This is a genomic window from Terrimonas ginsenosidimutans, assembly GCF_022012415.1.
In the GTDB taxonomy this organism is placed as follows: domain Bacteria; phylum Bacteroidota; class Bacteroidia; order Chitinophagales; family Chitinophagaceae; genus Terrimonas_A; species Terrimonas_A ginsenosidimutans.
Genome location: NZ_JAKLTR010000006.1, coordinates 340,923 through 359,643, shown reverse-complemented (window position 1 = coordinate 359,643; position 18,721 = coordinate 340,923). Strand labels below are relative to the sequence as shown.

Annotated in this window: 17 protein-coding genes; 9 read left to right on the top strand and 8 right to left on the bottom strand. The window is 46.3% G+C overall.

The window, feature by feature from the left end:
• Positions 1–23 precede the first annotated feature (23 nt).
• The 5 genes from LZZ85_RS12035 to LZZ85_RS12015 form a co-directional block, all read right to left on the bottom strand.
• Positions 24–926, bottom strand: coding sequence for a ribonuclease Z (locus LZZ85_RS12035; RefSeq protein WP_237871968.1), 903 nt, complete (start codon positions 924–926; stop codon positions 24–26).
• Between the two features lie 197 nt (positions 927–1,123).
• On the bottom strand, positions 1,124–1,567 hold the full coding sequence (locus LZZ85_RS12030) for a nucleoside deaminase (RefSeq protein ID WP_255724080.1): 444 nt from the start codon (positions 1,565–1,567) through the stop codon (positions 1,124–1,126).
• Positions 1,568–1,607: 40 nt separating this feature from the next.
• Entirely contained in the window at positions 1,608–1,757 is a 150-nt protein-coding gene (locus tag LZZ85_RS12025) for a hypothetical protein (RefSeq protein ID WP_237871966.1), read from the bottom strand.
• 253 nt (positions 1,758–2,010) lie between these two features.
• Positions 2,011–2,880 carry a fructosamine kinase family protein gene (locus LZZ85_RS12020; protein WP_237871965.1) on the bottom strand — a complete coding sequence of 290 codons (870 nt, stop codon included), beginning with the start codon at positions 2,878–2,880 and terminating at the stop codon, positions 2,011–2,013.
• A 328-nt stretch (positions 2,881–3,208) separates the two neighbouring features.
• Positions 3,209–3,610, bottom strand: coding sequence for an STAS domain-containing protein (locus LZZ85_RS12015; RefSeq protein ID WP_237871964.1), 402 nt, complete (start codon positions 3,608–3,610; stop codon positions 3,209–3,211).
• A 146-nt stretch (positions 3,611–3,756) separates the two neighbouring features.
• On the opposite strand from LZZ85_RS12015, the gene LZZ85_RS12010 reads away from it, so the two are divergent.
• Positions 3,757–6,282, top strand: coding sequence for an ATP-dependent Clp protease ATP-binding subunit (locus LZZ85_RS12010; RefSeq protein ID WP_237871962.1), 2,526 nt, complete (start codon positions 3,757–3,759; stop codon positions 6,280–6,282).
• Positions 6,283–6,585: 303 nt separating this feature from the next.
• Positions 6,586–7,266 (top strand): (d)CMP kinase, encoded by a 681-nt coding sequence (gene cmk / locus LZZ85_RS12005; RefSeq protein ID WP_237871960.1) that lies wholly within the window; start codon positions 6,586–6,588, stop codon positions 7,264–7,266.
• Positions 7,267–7,426: 160 nt separating this feature from the next.
• On the opposite strand, the gene bamJ is transcribed toward cmk, so the two are convergent.
• Positions 7,427–8,176 (bottom strand): BamJ family beta-barrel-assembly machinery protein, encoded by a 750-nt coding sequence (gene bamJ / locus LZZ85_RS12000; protein ID WP_237871958.1) that lies wholly within the window; start codon positions 8,174–8,176, stop codon positions 7,427–7,429.
• 92 nt (positions 8,177–8,268) lie between these two features.
• Here bamJ and LZZ85_RS11995 point away from each other — a divergent pair, with 92 nt between their 5' ends.
• Positions 8,269–8,706: an acyl-CoA thioesterase gene (locus LZZ85_RS11995; RefSeq protein WP_237871956.1), complete on the top strand. Its 438-nt coding sequence runs from the start codon at positions 8,269–8,271 to the stop codon at positions 8,704–8,706.
• A gap of 401 nt (positions 8,707–9,107) precedes the next feature.
• Here LZZ85_RS11995 and LZZ85_RS11990 read toward each other — a convergent pair whose 3' ends face one another.
• The gene (locus LZZ85_RS11990; protein WP_237871954.1) at positions 9,108–10,475 is read right to left on the bottom strand and encodes an exonuclease domain-containing protein; all 1,368 of its coding nucleotides are present in this window, start codon (positions 10,473–10,475) and stop codon (positions 9,108–9,110) included.
• A 240-nt stretch (positions 10,476–10,715) separates the two neighbouring features.
• Here LZZ85_RS11990 and LZZ85_RS11985 point away from each other — a divergent pair, with 240 nt between their 5' ends.
• Entirely contained in the window at positions 10,716–11,663 is a 948-nt protein-coding gene (locus LZZ85_RS11985; protein ID WP_237871952.1) for a class I SAM-dependent methyltransferase, read from the top strand.
• Here LZZ85_RS11985 and LZZ85_RS11980 read toward each other — a convergent pair.
• Positions 11,648–12,745 (bottom strand): lipase family protein, encoded by a 1,098-nt coding sequence (locus LZZ85_RS11980; RefSeq protein WP_237871950.1) that lies wholly within the window; start codon positions 12,743–12,745, stop codon positions 11,648–11,650. The two genes, LZZ85_RS11985 and LZZ85_RS11980, sit on opposite strands and share 16 nt — an antisense overlap.
• Positions 12,746–13,107: 362 nt before the next feature.
• Here LZZ85_RS11980 and LZZ85_RS11975 point away from each other — a divergent pair, with 362 nt between their 5' ends.
• The 5 genes from LZZ85_RS11975 (at position 13,108) to LZZ85_RS28790 (ending at position 18,721) form a co-directional block, all read left to right on the top strand.
• Positions 13,108–13,656: an RNA polymerase sigma factor gene (locus tag LZZ85_RS11975; RefSeq protein ID WP_237871948.1), complete on the top strand. Its 549-nt coding sequence runs from the start codon at positions 13,108–13,110 to the stop codon at positions 13,654–13,656.
• The gene (locus LZZ85_RS11970; RefSeq protein WP_237871946.1) at positions 13,649–14,434 is read left to right on the top strand and encodes a hypothetical protein; all 786 of its coding nucleotides are present in this window, start codon (positions 13,649–13,651) and stop codon (positions 14,432–14,434) included. Before LZZ85_RS11975 ends, LZZ85_RS11970 begins: the two co-directional genes overlap by 8 nt.
• Before the next feature lie 9 nt (positions 14,435–14,443).
• Positions 14,444–15,922 carry a DUF4097 family beta strand repeat-containing protein gene (locus tag LZZ85_RS11965; RefSeq protein ID WP_237871944.1) on the top strand — a complete coding sequence of 493 codons (1,479 nt, stop codon included), beginning with the start codon at positions 14,444–14,446 and terminating at the stop codon, positions 15,920–15,922.
• Between the two features lie 90 nt (positions 15,923–16,012).
• On the top strand, positions 16,013–18,448 hold the full coding sequence (locus tag LZZ85_RS11960; RefSeq protein ID WP_237871942.1) for a TonB-dependent receptor: 2,436 nt from the start codon (positions 16,013–16,015) through the stop codon (positions 18,446–18,448).
• A 9-nt stretch (positions 18,449–18,457) separates the two neighbouring features.
• Positions 18,458–18,721 carry a hypothetical protein gene (locus LZZ85_RS28790; RefSeq protein WP_432422764.1) on the top strand — a complete coding sequence of 88 codons (264 nt, stop codon included), beginning with the start codon at positions 18,458–18,460 and terminating at the stop codon, positions 18,719–18,721.

Genomic DNA, 18,721 nt, shown 5'->3' with positions numbered 1-18,721 from the left:
TCCGCCGCGTTCCTTTACGCCATTCAGATCCGGTACGTAACTCCTTCCAACGCAAGATCCGTATTAGGGAAAACATCTCTCGCTTCTTTTTCAAACTCTTCAAGCGTATCATACTTACTACTGAAGTGACCAATCAGTAATCTTTTTACATTCGCCTTCTTTGCGATCAATGCCGCTTGTTTGGAAGTAGAATGAAAGCGCTCAAACGCCCTTTCACGCAAATTATCCAGGTAGGTGGTTTCATGGTAGATCATATCCGTATCCCTGATATGATCGATGATCGGTTCAAAATATCTGGTGTCTGCACAAAAGGCATAGCTTTTCCCTTTTGGTGCAGCAGTAGTTACCCATTCATTCCTGATCACTTCACCGGCAGAGGTAATAAAGTCTTCCCCGTCTTTCAGGTTATCATAAAAATGCAGCGGTACATTATTCTGCTTCACACTGTCCAGGATCAGCTTTCTTGGTTTTCTTTTTTCGCGAAAGGTGAAGCCGTAACATTCGATCCTGTGTTGTGTAGGAAAGCAACGGATCTCGATCTTCTCATTATCCACAAGCAATGCTTCGCCACTGATAGTATGGAAATGCAGCTGATAGCAAAGTCTTGTATCGGCAACACGCAATTGCATTTCGATGATCTCCTGTAATGGTGAAGGTGCGTACACATGCAATTCCTGCTGGTGACCTAACAGGCCAAAAGAGTTCAACAGCCCAACCAGGCCGAAATAGTGATCACCATGAAGATGGGAGATGAATATATGGGAGATCTTACCGCGGCGGATCTTGTAGTTGATCATCTGGATCTGCGTACCTTCTCCACAATCGACAAGATAGTTCACCCCGTCATGAGTCACAACCTGGCTGGTGGGATGACGGTCGAAAGCCGGTACGGCAGAGTTATTTCCAAGGATCGTTACAGCTAGCATACATTAAAATGCAAAGGAAAGGGTTTTAACGATATATATCACAACAGCCGCCGGGAAAGCAGGGAAGGGCGCCAATATTGTCTCCCCCGGCACCCTGATCTGAACAGTCGTATCCCTTGCGTTTGCGGACCTTCGTACACTTCGCGATACGGCGGCGGGACTCTGTCTTCAAAAGTGCTGAGGCGTTCCCAATTATCCTACGATCTCTTTAACATTGCCGCACATTCCTGCTCCAACACTCCGCCCCTCAGGTTTACCATCACTCCCCATCTCCCGATCTTATCTGTCGTCAGCAGCGGCATCTCCGGGTTTGTCCCGCCGATCTGCCCCGCTGCAACTCCATATACCACTTCTGCGATCTTTGTTTCCCTGATCAAAAAACTACACATAAAACATGGCTCAACCGTCGTATACATCACGCATCCGTTGAGATCCTTTGTTCCCGTTATATCTGAGGCCCTGATCAGTGCCACGATCTCCGCATGCGCGATCATCGCAGGAAATTCCTCAGAAGATTCCACTCCTTCCGCAATGATCTCATGGCCTCTTACTATGATGGCTCCCACAGCCGTCCTTCCGCGCGACTTTGCCATCGCCGCCAGTTCCAGGCAACGTCTCATGTAAATTTCATCGTGTTCCATACTACCAATATACTTACAAAACAGGTATTGCGCTGCCCGGTCAATCCCGGCAGCGCAATACCTGGATCAGGCTTGCTCCGCTTTCTGCCTCTTTATCATGAATGTTTTTCCAGTAAGCTTTGATCGGATCCCAGAATGCTTCAAGGCCTTCTTCATAAGCGCAACCATTCTGAATGATCAGTGAATCCACTTTCGCAGGATCGGCACTGGCAATATCCGCGCAGCAATATCAGTGTGGGTTTGTTCTTATCGCCAGCTTCCCTGTAAAAGATCTCTACACCATTAATGTTTTTGTATTGTACGTCGTTTTCATTGTTTTTGTTTTAATGAATTACAATGATGCAAAGCTGCGACGCAGAAGAAGGCGGGTGATAGGCATCACTTCCCGATGAGTTGGCAATTTATCTTTAAGTGCGGCATGAGCTATCGCGAAGCGCAATATGTTAGAACTGTTTCAACGTCTCAGTTACGCTCTCCAGGTAACTGCCTCCGAACAGATTCAAATGGATCAGCAGCGGATAAAGATTGGCGATCTCCCATTGCTGTTCATAATTCTCCGGCAAACGGAAATGCGCATGATAGGCTTCATAAAACCGCGGATGAAATCTTCCAAACAAGGTTGTCATCGCTAGATCGACACTCCGGTGCCCGTAATAGATCGCCGGATCGATCAATACAGGCATTTCCTGTTGGTCGCAGATGAAATTTCCACTCCACAGATCGCCATGTACCAGGGAGGGTTTTTCTTCAGGAAAAATAGACGGCAGTTCGTAATACAGCCCTTCCAGGTTTTTCAGCCACCGCTTCGGCAGGAGGCCGGTATCAGTGGCAAGCTTCGCTTGTCGTTCCAAACGTTGTTCGCGGAAAAAATCGACCCATGTTTCCCGCCATTCATTGATCTGTGGCAAAGAGCCCATGTAGTTGTCGTAGTTCAGCCCAAACCCCGGACCCGTTATCTGGTGCATGCCAGCCAGCGCCTGTCCGAAGTTCTCCCAGAATCTTTCCGTCCTGCTCCCGGATGGGATCCATTCCATTACCAGCAACTGATGAAGCCCGGATATTTCTTCCACCAAAACGTTCGGCGTTCGGACAGGTATACTCATCAGACCAAGCCTTTCCTTTCCGAATAATCCGGGATAAAGTTCAGGGTCATTCACTTTCAGGAAAAAAAACTCACCCGTAGATGTGTGCAGCAGAAACGCAACATTAATAGAGCCACCCGAAACCGGTCTGGCGCCCGCTATCTGAATCGTTCGCTCAAACACCTGCGACAAACGTTCTTCCAGAAAAAGCATTGTATCGGGGGAGATCATGCACTCATTAGTTTCGAAGTGAGGGAGGGGAAGAGAAGAGAAGAGAAGAGAAGAGAAGTTTAAAAGTTTAATAGTTTAATAGTTTAAAGGTTTAATAGTTTTTTGAGATCCGTCGCTTCCGTTGAATCTCATATCCATTTAGGTCATCGCCAGAAACCTTAAACTTTTAAACCCTTAAGTTTAATAGTTTAAAAGTTTAATAGTTTTTTGAGATCCGTCGCTTCCCTTGAATCTCATATCCATTTAGGTCATCGCCAGAAACCTTAAACCCTTAAACTGTTAAACTGTTAAACTTTTACACCCTTAAACTTTTAAACTCTTAAACCATTTACCCTTCATCTCCATCCAGCAACTCCCTCTCAATCTCTTCCATTTGCACAATATCCCAGGCTTCGCTTTCGGTCGGCGTAACATTCATCAGCTCTAAAAGTTCATTTTTATCGAGGAATTCTTCTACGTCTTTCTGAAGTCCGCAGATCACGAAAGAAGCGCTATTTTCATAGAACTTTTGCTGGAGTTCAACGAGCTTGCCGGCTGCTTCCAGGTCCAATTGCTGGATATCATTGAGTATTAACACAACATTTTTGACGTGCGCACCCGGCTCCTGCCCGTCATTTTGCAGGTACGGGAGTAAGGTATTCCCCAGTTCTTCTGTCATAACAGCAGAAAGTTCTGGCCCCGTCACCGTGATGGCATGAAATTTCTCTTTGGTATCTATTTTGACCTGCATAACGTAAATTTAGATTCTTGACCGGGCAAATAGCAAAATTTTAGCCTTTCCCAGCAACTTAAATTATCAACATTTCGTTTATAAATGTAGGGAATCAGGATTCCGAATTAATTTGTTAATATTGTATAACAACCAATTACCTAAAAATGGATAATAATTTTTCAGCCCAGGTAAAGGAGATCATTTCATTCAGCAGGGAAGAAGCACTGAGATTGGGGAATGATTTTATTGGTACCGAACATCTCCTGCTCGGTTTGATCCGGGAGGGAGACAACACGGCCGTCCGTATTCTCAAAAGTTTTAATGTCGACTTATACGAGCTAAGAAAAGAAATCGAGCTGGCCGTTAAGGATAAAACAGGAAAGAATATCGCGAACATTAACAGCCTGCCTTTGACCAAACAGGCCGAGAAAGTGATCAGGGTAACCGTTTTGGAAGCGAAAGCGCTGAAAAGCACAACGGTTGAAACAGAGCACCTGATGCTTTCCATTCTAAAGAACAAAGAAAACATCGCTACACAAATCTTAAATCAGTTTGACGTGGACTACGATCTGTTCAGACAGGAGCTGGGTATTGTAAAATCCAATGACCCCCGCGCCGAGTTTACCGATGAAAACGAAGATGATTTCGAGGATGAAAAGAAATATTCCGCACAGAAAGGATCCAAGCAGGCGGGTAATGCGAAAAGCAAAACACCTGTACTGGATAATTTCGGTCGCGATATAACCAAGCTCGCGGAAATGGGCACACTTGATCCGATCGTAGGACGTGAGTCTGAGATTGAAAGGGTGTCACAGATCCTGTCGCGCCGTAAAAAGAACAACCCGATCCTTATCGGTGAACCCGGTGTTGGTAAAACAGCGATCGTGGAAGGCCTTGCCCTCCGCATCGTTCAACGCAAAGTATCCCGCGTGTTGTTTGATAAGCGTGTGATCTCCCTCGATCTTGCCGCACTCGTTGCGGGTACCAAGTATCGTGGTCAGTTCGAAGAACGTATGAAAGCGATCATGAACGAACTCGAGAAGAACCGTGACGTGATCCTCTTCATTGATGAATTGCATACCATTGTTGGTGCGGGTGGCGCAAGCGGATCCCTGGATGCCAGCAACATCTTTAAACCAGCACTCGCCCGTGGCGAACTGCAGTGCATCGGTGCCTCTACATTAGATGAGTACCGTATGTACATAGAGAAAGATGGTGCACTTGACCGTCGTTTCCAGAAAGTAATGGTTGATCCGCCAAGCGTGGATGAGACCATTCAGATCCTCAACAATATCAAATCCAAATACGAGGATTATCATAACGTAACCTATAACGAAGAAGCAATTGACGCTTGCGTTAAACTTAGCGACCGTTATATCACTGACCGCCTGTTGCCTGATAAAGCCATCGACGTGATGGATGAAGTAGGTGCCCGTGTTCACCTGAAAAATATCAATGTTCCTCAGAACATCGTTGATCTGGAGAAGAAGATCGAAGATGTGAAGAATGAAAAGAACAAGGTCGTAAAAAGCCAGAAGTTTGAAGAAGCTGCTTCTCTCCGTGACACGGAAAAGAAACTGGCGGAAGATCTGGACAAGGCGAAGAACGACTGGGAAGAAGAAAGCAAGCACAAACGCTACCCGATCGATGAAGAAGCTATCGCTGAAGTAGTGAGCATGATGACCGGCATTCCTGTTAAACGCATGGTTCAGGCGGAAACCGAGAAGCTGCGTAAGATGACAGAAGATATGCGCGGCATGGTGATCGGCCAGGACGAAGCGATCAGCAAAGTGGTGAAAGCCATCCAGCGTAACCGGGTTGGTCTGAAAGATCCGAAGAAACCAATTGGTACCTTCATCTTCCTTGGTCCTACCGGTGTTGGTAAAACCGAGCTGGCACGGGCACTCGCCCGCTATATGTTCGACTCTGAAGATGCGCTCGTTCGTATCGATATGAGTGAATACATGGAGAAATTCACCGTGAGCCGTTTGATCGGTGCACCTCCCGGATATGTTGGTTACGAAGAAGGTGGTCAGCTGACTGAACGCGTTCGTCGCAAACCTTACAGCGTGATCCTTCTTGATGAGATCGAGAAAGCTCACCCGGATATCTACAATATCCTGCTGCAGGTGCTGGACGATGGACAGCTCACTGATGGCCTCGGACGTAAGGTAGACTTCAAGAATACGCTGATCATTATGACATCGAATATTGGAGTAAGACAACTGAAGGACTTCGGTTCTGGTGTTGGTTTCACTACCCAATCGAAAATGGAGCATGAAGACGAAGCGAACAAAGCAGTGATCGAAAAGGCACTGAAGCGTACGTTCTCTCCTGAGTTCCTTAACCGTATCGATGACGTCGTGATCTTCAACAGCCTGACCAAAGACAATATCTTCAGCATCATCGACATCCTGATGAAAGGTGTAATGAAGCGTCTGGCGAATCTTGGATTCAGCCTGTCGCTGACTGAAGAAGCGAAGTCGTTCATTGCTGACAAAGGATATGATTCTGCATTTGGTGCGCGTCCGCTGCACAGGGCCATCCAGAAATACCTGGAAGATCCTCTGGCAGAAGAGATCCTGAACATGAATGTGAAAGCAGGTGATATCCTGGAAGCTGATCTGGATAAAGAGACGAGCAAATTGAAGTTCTCTTTCAAGAAAGCAGAAACAAAATCGAAAGCGTAAGCTTGAACAGATAAAGTTTAAAGGAGCACGAGAGTGCTCCTTTTTTTATGGGTCTACTTTCTGATTCTGCAGATTGATACCGGGGTACCTGGAACGGGGAAGTTCCTCCAGGCTTTATTGGAGAAGAAGTATCGCAGAGTGCGCTAAGAAAGCGCAAGGAACGCAAAGAAAAACTTAGCGGTCTCTGCGTGTTTCTTAGCGCACTCTGCGATACTTCTTCTCCAGTCATTAACAGCATAGGCCATCTAACAAAAAATATTCCCCACTATCCCATTTTCAGCAATAACCTATTAGCTTTGCCCTGTGGCAAAAAAAATCATCATCACTATCGACGGCTGGTCCAGTTGCGGCAAAAGCACTCTCGCTAAACAACTCGCCAAAAAACTCGGATATGTTTATGTAGACAGCGGCGCTATGTACCGCGCGATTACACTTTATTTTTTGAGAAATCATATCGACTGGACAGATACCAAACAGGTGGAAGACGCCTTAAAGGAAATTCATCTCGATTTCCATTTCAATGAAAAAGCACAAAGCAGTGAAATGTTCCTGAATGACGAAAACGTGGAGTATGTCATTCGCGATCTCGTCGTGGCCGAAAAGGTCAGCGACGTTGCTGCCATCCGCGAAGTCCGTACGTTCGCTGTAGCACAACAACAGAAAATGGGCAGGAAAAAAGGTATTGTCATGGATGGACGTGACATTGGTACCGTTGTCTTCCCCAAAGCCGAACTCAAGATCTTCATGACTGCCGATAACGCCGTCCGCGTTGAACGGCGCTTTAAAGAACTTTACGAAAAGAATCCAAACATCACCATCGAAGAGGTAAAGTCCAACCTCGAGATGAGAGACTATATTGACTCTCACCGCGAAGTAAGCCCCCTTCGCCAGGCAGAAGATGCACTCATCCTCGACAATACAAACATCACGCAGGAACAGCAATTGCATAAGGCAATGGGGTGGGTGGAGGAGAGACTCCATTGAGAGACGATGGCCGATGATCGATGGCCGATGGCCGGGCTCCGCGATTTGAAATATTACTAAAACAAAGACGCCTTCTAAAATCAGAAGGCGTCTTTGTTTTAATTATTTATCCAGGCGCGGAGCCCGGCCATCGGCCATCGATCATCGGCCATCATTTCTCCTACTGCGCTTTCTTCACATCCAGCAACTCCACTTCAAACACCAGCACTGATCCTGCAGGAATGGTTGGTGTATCACGCATATCGTATCCGAGTGTATGAGGGATATAGAATTTGTATTTGGAGCCAACGGACATCAGTTGAACGCCTTCTGTCCAGCCCTGGATCACCCGGTTCAGCGGAAAGGTAATAGGTTCGCCTCTTTTGTATGAGTTGTCAAATTCTGATCCGTCTATCAAGGTACCGCGATAGTTCACAGTTACGCTGTCTGCCGCAGATGGTTTGGCGCCTGTTCCTTCTGTAACAACCTCATATTGCAGACCGCTGGCAGTAGTTTTAACCCCTGCTTTTGTTTTATTCTGACGGAGGAAAGCCTCGCCTTTTTCAATATTGGGCTTTGACTTTGATGTCTGCATATCGGTCATGATCTGGTTCATTACCATGTTGCAGGCCATTTCGTCAAGGATAAGCGTTTTGCTGCCCATTACATCATTGATCGCTTTGGAAACGATGCTTGAATTAATGTTGGAGAATCCCTGTGATTTATAAAAACTCGCCAGGCTGACACCCATTGCATAGCTGGCAGAATCGGTTTGATTTTTTAATGAAGTAAGGGTTGCTGCTGGCCTGGCAGCGGGTTTGGCAGTACCTGGCTTAGCCGCCGGTTTTGCTGGCGTCTTGGGTTTTGTAGTTTGAGCCGACACGCTGGCGGCGATTGTTAACACGAGTGCGGACAAGGCAATTTGCTTCATAAGTTTTCTATTAGAGCAGCAAAAATAACGGCTCCGGCCCGTATTTCGAAGCGCCAATCGTTAATTTCGCAAGGCCGTAAAAGTCAACAACTATGGGAGATTTTATACAGGAAGTACAGGTCCGCTGGTCTGACCTCGACCCTAATTTTCATCTGCGTCATTCTGTTTATTACGATTGGGGCGCTTTTTGCCGTATCAGCTCATTGGAGCAGCATAACCTGACTGCTGCCGTCATGCAGCGCCTTCAGATCGGCCCGATCCTGTTCCGGGAAGAATGCGTATTCAAAAGAGAGATCCGCCTGGGAGATAAAGTGACGATCAATCTCGAACTGATCAGATCGAAGAAAGATTTTTCCCGCTGGTCTATCCGGCATACCGTCATGAAGAATGGAGATACTGTTGCCGCTATCATAACTGTTGATGGCGCATGGCTGGATCTTTCCCGCCGGAAGCTGGCAACACCTCCCGAGGAAGTGCATGCGGTATTCTCCCAAATGCCGACGAGTGAGGATTTCGAATGGCTGGCGTAGGAGTATCGCAAAGGACGCAAAGAAACCGCAGAGAACGCAAAGAAAATCTTAGCGCCCTTTGCGGTTTCTTTGCGTCCTTTGCGATACTGAACTACGATGCTCAAACTTCAAAATACTTCACCTTAGACAGATCCGCCTGGGAGATAAAGTGACGATCAATCTCGAACTGATCAGATCGAAGAAAGATTTTTCCCGCTGGAGGAAGTGCATGCGGTATTCTCCCAAATGCCGAGGAGTGAGGATTTCGAATGGCTGGCGTGGGAGTATCGCAAAGGACGCTAAGAAACCGCAGAGAACGCAAAGAAACCGCAAAGGACGCAAAGAAACCGCAGAGAACGCAAAGAAAATCTTAGCGCCCTTTGCGGTTTCTTTGCGTCCTTTGCGATACTGAACTACGATGCTCAAACTTCAAAATACTTCACCTTATCCGGGTAACGCTCCGCATAAGACGCCACAAGGTTCCTGATAAAAAGATTCTCCTTATACGGAGTGATCAGGTCTTTCAATGATTCTGCATTCATCACAGTGATGTCCGTTGGTAAATACCCCATTCCATAAAACTTTCCATCCCACACCAGTATGCAAGATTTTTCCGAAGATCCCAGGCCCTGGTCAATGATCATGTAAGAGGCCTGTATGCCCGATAATGATCCGATCGCGGAGCTGACACGCGCATTATACGCTAAGGCATCTTCTGCATGTTCACAAGCCCCATGACAGTAATGTTCCCGCATGCCCTCACACTCTCCTGAAGTTTGTATAAAACACAATTTCGGACATAGCTGATGATCTTTGATCAGCTTTCGCAATATCGCATGGCCTTCAGTCAGGTAATGAAACGTATAAACCGGCCGCAACTGCTTTTTATTTCTTTCTATCGCCAGACGATGATAACCGTTCCGGTCTTCATACATAAAAATCCCATACATGTTCTCCGCACTCTTCTGCGAATAATTGAACATCGGCCATAGTTTCTTGATCTCTGTAGATTCAAGGATCTGCGCCATCAACTCTGTGCCGCACGACTTAAAACTGATCGCATACGTGTGCTTCAGGAAATTCTGACGTTGCCTGCTGGCGGAGTTATTGCTGAAATGACTGTTCACCCTGTATCGTATATTCTTCGCTTTCCCCACATAAATGATCTTTCCCTTTTCATTATGGAAATAGTATACCCCCGGAGTATAGGGCAGCTGATCAAAATGTTCTTTCGGCACATTGGGAGGAAGAACATTTTCTTTTGAATTCCTGCCAAGACTTTTAAGGATGAACTCTTTGTCTTTCTGCATTAACATCCCAAACAGGATGGCCGTTGCGGTAGCATCACCACCTGCCCGGTGCCGGCCGGTGATCCTGATCTCAAGCGCATCGCAAAGCTTTCCCAAACTATAAGATGCATGTCCCGGAATGATCTTCCTGCTCAGCCTGACCGTACAAAGCTTCTTCACCTGAAGATCATAACCAGCAGCCTGCAGATGCGCTTTGATAAATGAATGATCAAAATTCACATTATGTGCTACAAAAACACGGTCCTTCAAAAACGAATACACTTCTTCCGCCACCTCCTCAAACTTCGGCGCTGCTTCCACCATCTCATCCGTAATGCCCGTCATCGCCTGGATATACCGGGGTATAGGCTGACAGGGATTGACCAGCGACTGGAATGTATCCACCACCTTCTCCCCATCAAAAAGATGGATACAGATCTCCGTGATCCCATTCGCGGAAGCGTATCCTCCTGTCGTCTCTATATCAACCACCGCGTACATGTGAGCGAGTTTTAAGAAGTTTAAAAGTTTAAAGGTTTAAAAGTTTTATAGTTTGCTGCTTCATTGGTTTAATGATTTGCGGTAAATCAGCAACGTATTAAGTCCCGCTGCTGATTCATGAACCCTGCCGTTATGGTAACTTTTAAACTATTAAACAATAAAACTATTAAACTTCCACTCCTTTCCCAAACATTTTAGCATTTTCCGGGAAACCACTAATTTCGTAAAAAAATACAAAGAGTGGAAGAAGAAAAATTCCTGATGTTCAGGAACAGATTGACAAAGGTTTATAAACACCTGGGCAAGCAGGCGCGGCGCCTCGGAGTGAGCTGTTACAGGGTTTATGACCATGATCTCCCGGAATTCCCGCTTTGTATAGAGTTTTATAATGATAAGTTGTACGTGGCCGAGTATAAGCGCCGGCACAATATGTCCGAAGAGGAGCATGATAACTGGATGGAGAAAACGCTGACGGTGGTTTCTGAATTGCTTTCGGTGGACAAGGAGAATATCTTCCTGAAACTCCGCCAGCGCAAGCCCGGCAGACTGGGACAATATCAGCGCGTGGATGTTTCCCAGAATGAATTCGTAGCAACGGAGAACAGCCTTCAGTTCATCATCAATCTCAGCGATTTTCTCGATACCGGTTTGTTCCTGGATCACCGGACCACCCGCCAGATGGTGCGGGATAAAAGTGAGGGTAAAAAGGTACTCAACCTGTTCGCTTATACAGGATCATTTTCCGTATATGCCGCAGCCGGTGGTGCCAGTGAAGTAGTAACCGCTGATCTCTCGAACACGTATCTGAAGTGGGCGGAAAGAAATATGGTGATGAATGGATTTGAAGATCCGGCTAAATACAGATTCGAGCAAACGGATGTAATGCAGTATCTGAAAACACTTCCCGCAGATCATTACGATATCATCGTGATGGATCCCCCGACCTTCAGCAACAGCAAACGGATGGACGGCATACTGGACATTCAACGGGATCACGTTTCCATGATCAATGATTGCATGCGCGCATTAAAAAAAGATGGCGTGCTTTACTTCAGCACAAACGCAAGAACATTTGTGCTGGATGAAAAATCGATCCAGGCATCATCGCTAAAAAATATTACAAAGGCGACAACACCTTTCGATTTTGAAGGACGTCTGTTCCGCTGGTGTTATTACCTGGTCAAATAATGTTTTTTCAGCAGGAAGTAATATGCCGCGAACATGTGATTCGCAAAAGGTTTGTCCATGTCCTGCGGAAAAGTTTTATAGTATTCTTCATCTGCCATCAGAATAACAGGAACACCTGCCCTCATGTAATTGCTGCCATGCACATAGGCAGGCTCTTTTAACTGGGGCAGTTGTTTTCTAATAGCCATCCTGTACATTTTCCGGCCAAGGTATTTCTCCATTTTACGCTGGGCTTTTCTTGGCTTTCTTTCCAGTTTATTATAAACCATCCCGCCGGCAAGCCGGATAAAAAAGCTTTGTTTTTTCAGCTGGTCTTTTACATTCACCAGCGGGTTGGGCAAATGAAAATCTGCAAGGGTTTGGATCGAAAAAGGTGTTTCAGGCACCCAGTCTGCCGAATTTACAATAGTGAACGCCCATCCACCGCGGGTAATGAAATCAAAATCGTAGGCATAGCGCATATCACCTACTTTGGGAGAGGCACTGCCGTAAGCTTTAAAGACGAGGTCGGTCGGGATATGTCCTTTCTTTTTTTCATACTCGAGATAGGAGCGGAGCAGCGTGGTCAATGCGCCTCCCTGGCTATGGCCTATCAGGATGAATTCTTTGATCTGTTTATCACGGTAAAGAGTGTTGATCTGCTGAATGATCTCAGGGGCGAGATAACCCAGTGAGATCGTCCAGCCGACATGCACAGATGCCTGTGGGTCGTCTGCCAGCTGATATTCGAAAGTCGTTGAGTCATCCAGCTGGAGTTTTCCTGTGGCCGGGATCATGGCGGCATAAAAATTTGCCAGCCAGCTTGCTGTTTGGTTGATGGTTCCCCGCATATCGATCACCGCGACGTTATCATTTCGGAGATAGAGGCTCCAGAGGTTCAAAAATCCGCGTTCGGTAGAACGGTAAAGGCTGGTATAAGGGTCTTTGACCGACCGGCGTTCTACTGAATCAGCAATGCTGCTGCGGTGAAAAGTGATCGATAACAATTCTGCATATTCCTTCGGGTCAAAACCGGGCTTTAGCTTCTGAGCGGAGGCGGAGAGTAAGGTCAAGGAACAAAGGATGCTGAAAAGAAATTTCATAAGCGGTTGATTGGAGGGCTAAAATTAAGGTGATTTGGTAAGAAGTGGTAGGCGTCTTTAGCCTTGGTTGGCGTAAACAGAACGCGGCGGACGCGGCGATACGCGGCGAGCGCAACGAAATACAATACTTTCCGCAGCTGATTTGCCGCGTCCGCCGCGCTCCTAAGCTATTTCGCCGGTCCGCCGCGTATCGCTGCGTCCGCCGCGTTCCTAAGCTATTTCGCCGCGTCCGCCGCGTATCGCCGCGTCCCCTGCGTTCCTGTTTACGCCCTCCCATTCGCGAAATCCGCGTCTCTAAAAAATTTGTGTGGCCAGATTCCAACCTTTTCCCAACTTCACTCTCCTAATACTGAACACATTTTTTGAAGGCGGAAACCAACATACTAATTGCGGTAATAAAGCAGGCTGGCTCGGGCGACGAAAAAGCCCAGGCCCTGCTATACCACCAATTTTCCAAAGCAATGTATAACATCTGCCTTCGCATGACCGCCAGCAGGCAGGATGCAGAAGATCTTTTACAGGAATCATTCGTACTGGCTTTCCGGAATCTCAGCCAGTTAAAAGATGCAGCGAGCTTCGGCGGATGGTTAAAACGGATCGTTGTCAATGAATGCATCCGTTACAGCCGGCAAAAACTTCGATGGCAGGATCTTGAAGATCATCATCATGAACTGCCGGAAGATGATACCGGCAACTGGATCAGGGAGATCCCTTTTCAAAAGATAAATGAACAGATCAAAGATCTGCCGCAAGCCTGCCGCACTGTATTCAACCTGTATGTGATCGAAAATTATTCACATAAAGACATCGCCACAGCACTCGGCATTTCGGAATCAACTTCCAAAAGTCAGTATCACCGGGCGCGGCAACTTTTAAAGGAGAGGATCTTAAAACTTCAGACCAATGGATGAATTCAAAAAATATTTGCAGGCAAACCGCGACTCACTGGATACGGATGAGCCGGCCCCCGCACTTTGGAATGGAGTGAAACAAACACTTCATCCGCCAAAACGGATCCCGCTCTTCTGGAAACAGCTTGCAGCGGCCTGCATTGTCGCAGCCATTGGAGCAGGTGTTTATTTTTATACAAGAGCCGGCGCAGGACGGGAAGCAGATCCACGTTTGAGCGCAAGGAATGAGCAACCTGAAGTTAACATGCCTGACAGTGCGCAGCTTTCCTCACAGCCGCCGCCCATGGAAGAAGTGGCCGCCCCGCCCGCACACAGAAAAAACAAACCTGAAATAAAGACCTCCCTGAAAAGAACAGAGCAGACTCCGCACCTATCGGCTTCAAGGCAAAAAAACGCTAACAGTTCAAAGGCAATGCACAAACTTTCGCAGAAGGCAGACACTTTGTATGGATTTGAGAACATAGAAGCCAGTTATGCGAGCATGCTTGACATCCAACTGGAAAAGCTGCGTACTCAACCTATCTATGCGGAAAACCCTGAATATTTTTCCTTCTTTAAAAAGGAATTCAGGGACCTCGAGAAAGATGAAGAAAAACTGAAACAATTACTGATAAGATCAGAAGATAAAACAGAACGTCTCGATGAACTGATGCTGATCTACCAGCAAAAGATCTCTATACTGAAGCAATTGCAATTCGAAATAAACAAAGTGAACAACAAGGTTAAGCAGACGAACGCCGGCATTCAGACGCAAAAGCCTTCTTACATTAACCTTTAAAGAATAGTCATGAAAAAAATAGTTGCTGTTTTTTTAATCAGCTTTTGTCTGAGCTTTATGCACGGCGAAAGTATTGCGCAGCAAAACCAGTCGGGCAAATTCGCTACCGAGAACCTGAATGCAGTAAAGGCTCAGCCTGGCAGGCAAAGAAATCTATACTCCACATCGCCCGATTATTCTGATACAGTGAAAAGAATAGTACGTGAAGTATCGAAGGACGTGCCGGCAGATAAAAATGCCCTGATCAAAATTGTGAATACGGTAAGGAATATTGAAATCAGGACCTGGCCCGAAGCAAAAGTCAGGATCGTGGCTTTGGTAAACGTCGAAGAAAAAAAATCGGCAACGATCACCGAAGAAGAATTAATGGAGACCGGTGGTCTTGGTTTGAAATCCTTTGGCAACCGTGTCGAGATCCAATCAGTCAACCCTCCAATTCCGGAAAGAATATCTAACAGGATAAAGAAGATCGTTGTTGATGGAAAGGAAAACGCATTGGCCACAAGTGGTCAGGGCATGGTCCTCTATGAAAAACTGCCTGATCTTTATCAATCCGGCGTTGAAGAATCGAGATGGTCAGAATCCGCTACACGCAAGATGACTATTTATCTGCCTGATAGTTGTCGCCTTGATATCGACAACCGGTATACAAACCTTCTTATTGTAAATGATATTGACGAAGGCCGTTTCAAAATGTCCCGCAGCAACCTGGATGCAAGAAACTTCCGTAAACTGAACATTGCCGCCGATCTTTATAATATCAATATTTCTGATGTAGGTGAAGCAGAACTTGAATTGGAGAGCGGAAGCTTTACCGCAGGTGCGATACGCTCTGTTGATCTTGATTCAAAAAGTTCCGAGATCGATTATGAAGGAGGCGAACAACTTTACCTGCGCAGTCAAAGTGACCGTATTATTGTTGACGAGATCGCAAGAGTTGATGGAAGGAAAATCTATGGAGATCTTCGGATCGGTAAATTGCTGAAGTCAATTGATATCGAAGGCACGAATGCTGATATAAAGATCAGAACGATCACGGCTGATGTGGAATCAGTAAAGGTTAATGACAAGTATGCTGATCTTCGTTTACCCGTGAAGGGGACACCAAACTTCCAGGTCGCATTTAAAGGAGACAACTCGACAGTGTTCGCTCCTTTTGAAAAGCAGGGGACCACAGAGGTAGAGCTTACGCTTGAGCCGGTGAACACTGCAGATTTAAGAGCTGAATTGACGAGCACAACAGCTACTGCAAAAAAAGTTACACATGGCGGGCTTTCGCAGGAGCGTTTTGATGAGCTGCGGCTTGAAGTGCTGAAAACACCGGTTGAAAAAAAGGCAAAAGCGATCAACGATATAATCGCCAGGTACGACCAGCTCAAAATCGGCAGAATAGGTCCCGCTCAATTCAAAGGATCCGGTGGTGATACAACCGGTAAACACACCGTCTTCAACATCACCTGCAATCAATGCACCGTCGACTTTAAATAAGTCTTAACACTTTCAAGCTTTGCAAAAAACAATCCCGCAACGGGCAGGGACGTTATTGCCCTGCTCTAACCAACCATCAAACCATTCTGCATGAAATTTTCATCAAACCAACTGCGATGGACGATCTGTGTATTGTCCATTCTTCTCAATGCCTTCAACTCCGATGCGCAATACAGGAAAAAAATTACAGGTTTGCTGATAGATAGCAGTAATAGTAAACCCGTACCATGGGCTACCGTTGGTCTTTATAAAGCCAGCAATACACAAAAACCCTTACAGAATCTTTTTTCAAACAGTAAAGGGAAATTTGAATTCACCGATGTTGATACGGGTCAGTATAAAGTTATTGTGACCTATTCTGGTTATCGTGAAATGGAAGCAGATCTGAAAGTGGATTCACTTCAGACCAATATAGAAATGGAGCCGGTGGTGTTGATCCCGGAATCCAAACAGATGACAGGAGTGGTCGTCAGCGGCTCTATCAGGAAGCCGCTGCTGGAACAGGAAGATGAGAAGATGATCTTCAACTCAGAAACCGATCCCTCTCTCGAAGGATTGACAGCAGTGGATGTATTACGCAAAACACCGTTTGTTTCTGTTGATGGTGACGGGAATATCCAGCTGAATGGGCAGACGAATTTCAGGGTATTACTGAATGGAAAAGAAACAGCCATGTTTGCCAGGAACCTCAAGGAGGCTTTGAAATCATTTCCCGCAGGCCTGATCAAAAAAGTAGAGGTGAGCACAAATCCATCCTCCAAATATGATGGTGAAGGAGTAGGGGGCGTGATCAATATCATCACGCAGAAAAAAGTAATGGGCTATAATGGCAGTGCAGGTGTATCATACAATACAACCAATACTTATAATGCCAGCGGTAGTTTCAATGTGAAATATGGAAAGATGGGATTGTCGGGTTACTATGGCATGGGTGGAGGAAGACCTCCTGAATACAACAGCCATTCAGAAGTAGAATCATTGAAGCCCGTTGCATTTCATAAACGCATCTCCGATAGCCGCGGACAAAGTGAATACAATCACAGATATGGTAATCTCGAATTCGCCTGGGATATTGACAGCCTCAATACTCTCAGCATTAATGCGGGGTTGAACGGCGGTGGAGGAAATGGAGAAAACAATACGCGGTATTTAACCTCGCTGCCTGCTAATGGAGGCGTTCAGGAAAGCTTCCTGAATACCGCGAGTGATTACAACTATCCGGGCTACAACCTTGGCCTCGACTACGTTCGCAAATTGAGAGGCGTTGCAGGACGGGAGCTTTCTTTCAAAGCGTACTATGATGACTCAAAAGACGACAGCTACTCTACCAGCGAACAGCTGAATCCCGGCGCAGACAGGTTTGTATTGAATGATAACAGCGCACCTAACAGGCAGGGCACGATGCAGCTTGATTATACGCATCCATTCAAAAACGGTAATAAGCTCGAAACAGGCGTAAAGTCCATTTTTCGCAAAGCCTATTCAGATTATACCAGTATGATCAGGTATGACAAATCGCAGGAGTATATCGAAGACGAAACCAATTCCAACAACTTCAACTATCGACAGGATGTGTATAGTGCATTCGCGACCTATTCATTCAAATGGAAAACGATCAGCTTTAAAATGGGAGGCCGTTTTGAGCAAACTCATATCGATGGAGATTTTGTAAAGACAGGTACACGCGTTCAACAGGATTACGGAACGTTCTTGCCAAATGTGTTTCTATCGCGCAAATTCAATAAGATCCATAATATCACATTGTCGTACACCAAGAGATTGCGCAGGCCGTATATATGGGATCTGAATCCGTTTGTCTCCAATACAGACTCGTTCAATATCAGTTATGGTAATCCGAACCTGGGTCCTGACATCATTCATGCCATTGAGTCTGGCTATTCTGTGTTCAAAGGGAACACCAACATCAATGTCCGTTTGTCGCAAAGCCTCAGCAACCGCCAGATCACCCGGTATACAGTATTTGATGATGCCACTGGTGTTGCTGCAACCATCACCGAGAACGCAGGTATTGCAAGGGTAACCGGTCTGAACATCAACATCTCTACAAAATTCACCAAAAAACTGAGCTTCAGCACGGGCACTGGTGTACGGTATACCACCTTGAAGAACCGTCATCGGCCTGATCAGCGGAACAGTGGCTTTGGTGGTTATGCGCACGCCAATACCAGCTACCAGTTTAATAAAAAATGGACCGCCTTTATATCAGGCTATTTCTATCAGTCCGATCCGCAATTGCAGGGACAGGGTGGGCGTAACTTCAGCTATAATATCGGAACCAACTACAAGCTATTCAATCAAAAGCTGACAGTCGGCATTTCCACGGTCAACCTTTTCCGCAAATACCAGGACTGGCGCTCCTTCTTCCAGGATGAAAACTTTATCCGCAGTGGCTTCAGCCGCAGCGTGGTCCGCAATATCAGCTTCAGCCTCCGCTGGAACTTTGGCAAGCTTACGGAGAACGTTTCGAGGAAGAGGGGAGTGGCGAATGATGATATTGCGAAGTAGGGATGTTCGTTGACCGTTGACCGTTGTCCGTTGACCGGCGGGAAACGATTTGCAGGGAAATTGGGTATTCGTATAGAAATAAAAAGCGAAGGGCTTTGTCAAAGACAAAGCCCTTCGCTTTTTATTTCTTCGCGGTCAACGGTCAACGGTCAACGGCCATCGGCCATCGGTCATCGGTCATCGGCCATCGGTCATCGGTCATCGGCCATCGGCCATCGGTCATCGGCCATCGGTCATCGGTCATCGGCCATCGAACAAACCGATCCGACTTAA

Bases quoted from the DNA above. Each gene is read 5' to 3' on its own strand.
- LZZ85_RS12035 (WP_237871968.1), bottom strand. From the start codon at position 926: ATGCTAGCTGTAACGATCCTTGGAAATAACTCTGCCGTACCGGCTTTC.
- LZZ85_RS12030 (WP_255724080.1), bottom strand. From the start codon at position 1,567: ATGGAACACGATGAAATTTACATGAGACGTTGCCTGGAACTGGCGGCG.
- LZZ85_RS12020 (WP_237871965.1), bottom strand. From the start codon at position 2,880: ATGATCTCCCCCGATACAATGCTTTTTCTGGAAGAACGTTTGTCGCAG.
- LZZ85_RS12015 (WP_237871964.1), bottom strand. From the start codon at position 3,610: ATGCAGGTCAAAATAGATACCAAAGAGAAATTTCATGCCATCACGGTG.
- LZZ85_RS12010 (WP_237871962.1), top strand. From the start codon at position 3,757: ATGGATAATAATTTTTCAGCCCAGGTAAAGGAGATCATTTCATTCAGC.
- bamJ (WP_237871958.1), bottom strand. From the start codon at position 8,176: ATGAAGCAAATTGCCTTGTCCGCACTCGTGTTAACAATCGCCGCCAGC.
- LZZ85_RS11995 (WP_237871956.1), top strand. From the start codon at position 8,269: ATGGGAGATTTTATACAGGAAGTACAGGTCCGCTGGTCTGACCTCGAC.
- LZZ85_RS11990 (WP_237871954.1), bottom strand. From the start codon at position 10,475: ATGTACGCGGTGGTTGATATAGAGACGACAGGAGGATACGCTTCCGCG.
- LZZ85_RS11980 (WP_237871950.1), bottom strand. From the start codon at position 12,745: ATGAAATTTCTTTTCAGCATCCTTTGTTCCTTGACCTTACTCTCCGCC.
- LZZ85_RS11970 (WP_237871946.1), top strand. From the start codon at position 13,649: ATGGATGAATTCAAAAAATATTTGCAGGCAAACCGCGACTCACTGGAT.
- LZZ85_RS11965 (WP_237871944.1), top strand. From the start codon at position 14,444: ATGAAAAAAATAGTTGCTGTTTTTTTAATCAGCTTTTGTCTGAGCTTT.
- LZZ85_RS11960 (WP_237871942.1), top strand. From the start codon at position 16,013: ATGAAATTTTCATCAAACCAACTGCGATGGACGATCTGTGTATTGTCC.